Origin of the sequence: Micrococcus sp. HMSC31B01 (assembly GCF_001816085.1) — a bacterium.
Lineage (GTDB): Bacteria > Actinomycetota > Actinomycetes > Actinomycetales > Micrococcaceae > Micrococcus > Micrococcus luteus.
The window spans coordinates 1-3,179 of the sequence record NZ_KV825399.1 but is presented as its reverse complement, the minus strand read 5'-3'; the positions used below and the strand labels follow the sequence as shown (position 1 = coordinate 3,179).

Sequence of the window (3,179 nt, the reverse complement as noted above, 5' to 3'; positions counted from 1 at the left end):
CTCGGGGGCGGTGGGGGTGGACTGGGGGGCGGCACCGGCCGCGGCGTCGTCGGCCGTCTCGGTGGCGGCGACGGGCCACCAGCGCTCCATGGCCGAGCGCAGGGCCACGTGCTCCTCGTGCAAGCCGAACTCCTCGCCGCGGGCGAGCAGCGCGTACTCCACGCGGGTGCGGCCGGCCTCGTCGGTGCGGGCGCGGACCCACACGCGGCGGCGGCGGACGAACAGGCTGATGACCAGCCCGAGCAGGGCGGTGCCGGCGAACACGCCGACGCCCCACTTGCCCGGGTCGTAGTGGATGTCCAGGCCGACGTAGCGGCGGACGCCGTCGAAGCTGATGGAGCCCTTGCCCTCGGGCAGCTCGTACGTCTGGCCCGGGCTGAGCACGATGCCGCCGTTCTCGTTGGTGCGGCTGTTGAGCTCGGTGAGGGATGCGGTGTCCAGCACGTACACGTTCTGCGGGCGGCCGGTGTCCAGGCCGAGGTCCCCGTAGTACGAGTTCAGCTGCAGCTCCGGGTTGAGCAGCTCGGGGTCCGCGGAGAACGCGGCGCCTTCCTCGTCCTCCACCGCCGAGGGCAGGAAGAAGCCGACGAAGCCCAGCTGGTCCGGCCGCGCGTCGGGGACCTTGATGGTGGCCTGCGAGCCGTAGTTCTGGTCGAACACGCGGGTGACCACGGGGCCCTGGAAGGCCACGTCCCCGGCGCCGTCGCGGATGGTCACCACGGGCGCGTAGCCGTTGCCCACGAGGTAGACGCGCACGCCGTCGATGTCCAGCGGCTGGTTGACCTTGAGGATCTGGCGCTGGAGCTCGCCGCCGGAGCCCTCGCGGACGTCCATGACGGCGGTGTAGTCCAGCGGCTGGCCGTAGTGGGTCTCGGACTCGCGGTCGAACACGGCGTCGAAGGAGTCGAGGGTGAGGGAGAACGGCTGGAGGTCGTCCGCGCTGAAGTAGGTGCCGGGGGTGAAGGAGTCGTAGGCCACGAGGTTGTTGGCGAAGCCCTCGCCCTCCACGATGATCTTCTGCCCGCCGTACTTGGTCATGCCGCCGTAGGCCATGAACACGAGCACGCCGATCAGCGAGACGTGGAACAGGATGTTGCCGATCTCGCGCAGGTATCCGCGCTCGGCGCCCACGGACGCGCCGCCGGCCTCGGGGCGGTGCTCCACGCGGTAGCGGCGCTTGCGCAGCCACGCCTGGGCTCTGGCCACGGCCTCCTCGGGGCTCGGGCCGCCCTCCTCGAGGACGACGACGCCGGAGGCCGGCAGGCGCGTCAGGTTGCGGGGGGTGCGGGCCGGGGGCTGGCGCAGGGCCTTGGCGTGCTGGATGGCGCGCGGCCACACGCAGCCCACGAGGGAGACGAACAGCAGCAGGTAGATGGCCGAGAACCAGACGGAGTTGTAGACGTCGAAGAACTGCAGGGCGTCCAGGACGGGGCCCCACACGGGGTTGTCCTCGATCCACTGGTCCACGATCTCGGGGCCGGCACGGCGCTGGGGCACGAGGGAGCCGGGCACGGCGGCGACGGCGAGCAGGAGCAGCAGCATGAGCGCGGTGCTCATGCTGGTCAGCTGGGTCCAGATCCAGCGCAGGGTGCCGGTGAGGCCCAGCTGAGGGAGGGCGACGTCCTCCGAGCGGGCGCGGTCGGCCTTCGAGCTCACAGGGGCATCCTCCATTCGTTGGCGAACCAGAACTGCAGCTGCGTGGTCCAGTGCGTCCACACGCCGGTGACCATGAGCAGGCCGAGCAGCACCAGCAGGGCGCCGCCGAGCCGCATGATCAGCACGCGGTGCCGCGTGAAGAACCCGACCGCCCGCATGCCGCGCTCCATGCCGACGGCGATGAGCACGAACGGCACGCCGAGGCCCAGGCAGTACAGGAACGCCAGGAGCGCCCCGCGCCCGAGCGAGCCGGAGCCCGCAGTGGACATGGCGAGCACGGCCGCCATGGTCGGGCCGATGCACGGGGCCCACCCGAGGCCGAAGGTCATGCCGAGCAGCGGCGCCCCGGCCAGGCCGGCGGCGGGCTTGAGGTGGAGGCGGCGCTCCTGCTGGAGACGTCCGCCACCGCCCATGAACACCAGACCCATGAGCGCCACGAGCACGCCGAGCACGCGGGTGACCCACTGGCCGTCGCGCTGCAGCCACACCATGGCCTGCGTGAAGACCACGCTGATCGCCACGAACACCACGGCGAAGCCGAGCACGAACAGCACGGCGCCGAGCACGAGGCGGCCGCGGCGCCGGGTGGTGAGGACGTCACCGCCCAGGCCGGTGACGTAGCCGAGCCAGCCGGGCACGAGCGGCAGGACGCACGGCGAGAGGAAGGAGATGAGCCCGGCGAGCAGGGCGATCGGGGCCGCGAGCAGCAGTGAGCCGTCCAGCGCGATATCGGCGAAGGGATTGTTCTGCATGGACACGGCGGCCACTCAGGCCGCGGCCTCGTCCACCACGGTGGTCAGCAGCGCGCGCAGGGTGGACTCCTCCACGGCGCCGAGCACCCGCGCGGCCACGCGGCCCTCGACGTCCAGGACGAGGGTGGAGGGCACGGCCTGCGGGGGCACGTAGTCGGTCATGTTCAGGAGCACGTCCCCGCGGGCGTCCTCGATGGACGGGTAGGGGATCTCGAAGGTGCGCTCGAAGGCCTGCGCGGTGGTGACGGTGTCCCGGACGTTCACGCCGAGGAACCGCACCCCCTGCGGGGCGAACTGCTCGTGCAGGGAGACGAGGTGGGGGGCCTCGACGCGGCACGGCGCGCAGGCGGCGTACCAGAAGTTCAGCAGGGCGGGGGTGCCGCGCAGGCTCGCGCCGGTCACGGGGGTGCCGTCGAAGAGCTCGGCGGCGAACTCCACGGGGGCGCCGCGCTCGGCGGGGGCGATCTCCAGGACGGAGCCGTCGCCGGCGACGTAGTTCTTGCCGTCCGCGTTGCCCGCCTGCCGCGCGAGCGAGTCGTCACCGCCCGAGCAGGCCGCGAGCGCCGGCGCCAGGCTGGCGAGGGCGAGGCCGGTCAGCAGGGTGCGGCGGGACGGACGGGGCGGGGTGTGCATGGCGTGACTGCCCTCCAGGGGATGCGCGGCGCTGGATTCCGGGGACCTGGGGAGTCTACTGTCCGCCCCGCATTCTGACTGAACCCTGGACGTCACACCCCCACCCCGTGGGAGGCCGCGGCCGGCGTCGTCGACGCC

3 protein-coding genes are annotated in these 3,179 nt (G+C 72.5%); all 3 read right to left on the bottom strand.

Going from position 1 to position 3,179, the window contains the following annotated elements:
* A partial coding sequence (locus tag HMPREF3105_RS11370; RefSeq protein ID WP_070709693.1) for a cytochrome c biogenesis protein ResB occupies nt 1-1,656 on the bottom strand: 1,656 nt, incomplete at its 3' end.
* Complete coding sequence (locus HMPREF3105_RS11365) at nt 1,653-2,408, bottom strand: cytochrome c biogenesis CcdA family protein (protein WP_041104065.1); 756 nt, start codon at nt 2,406-2,408, stop codon at nt 1,653-1,655. The genes HMPREF3105_RS11370 and HMPREF3105_RS11365, both read right to left, overlap by 4 nt.
* Before the next feature lie 15 nt (nt 2,409-2,423).
* A complete protein-coding gene (locus HMPREF3105_RS11360) occupies nt 2,424-3,041 on the bottom strand; it encodes a TlpA family protein disulfide reductase (protein ID WP_070709690.1) in 618 nt (205 codons plus the stop codon).
* Between the last annotated feature and the right edge of the window lie 138 nt (nt 3,042-3,179).

Coding starts and splice junctions, on each gene's coding strand:
- HMPREF3105_RS11360 (WP_070709690.1), bottom strand. CDS start 3,041: ATGCACACCCCGCCCCGTCCGTCCCGCCGCACCCTGCTGACCGGCCTC.
- HMPREF3105_RS11365 (WP_041104065.1), bottom strand. CDS start 2,408: ATGCAGAACAATCCCTTCGCCGATATCGCGCTGGACGGCTCACTGCTG.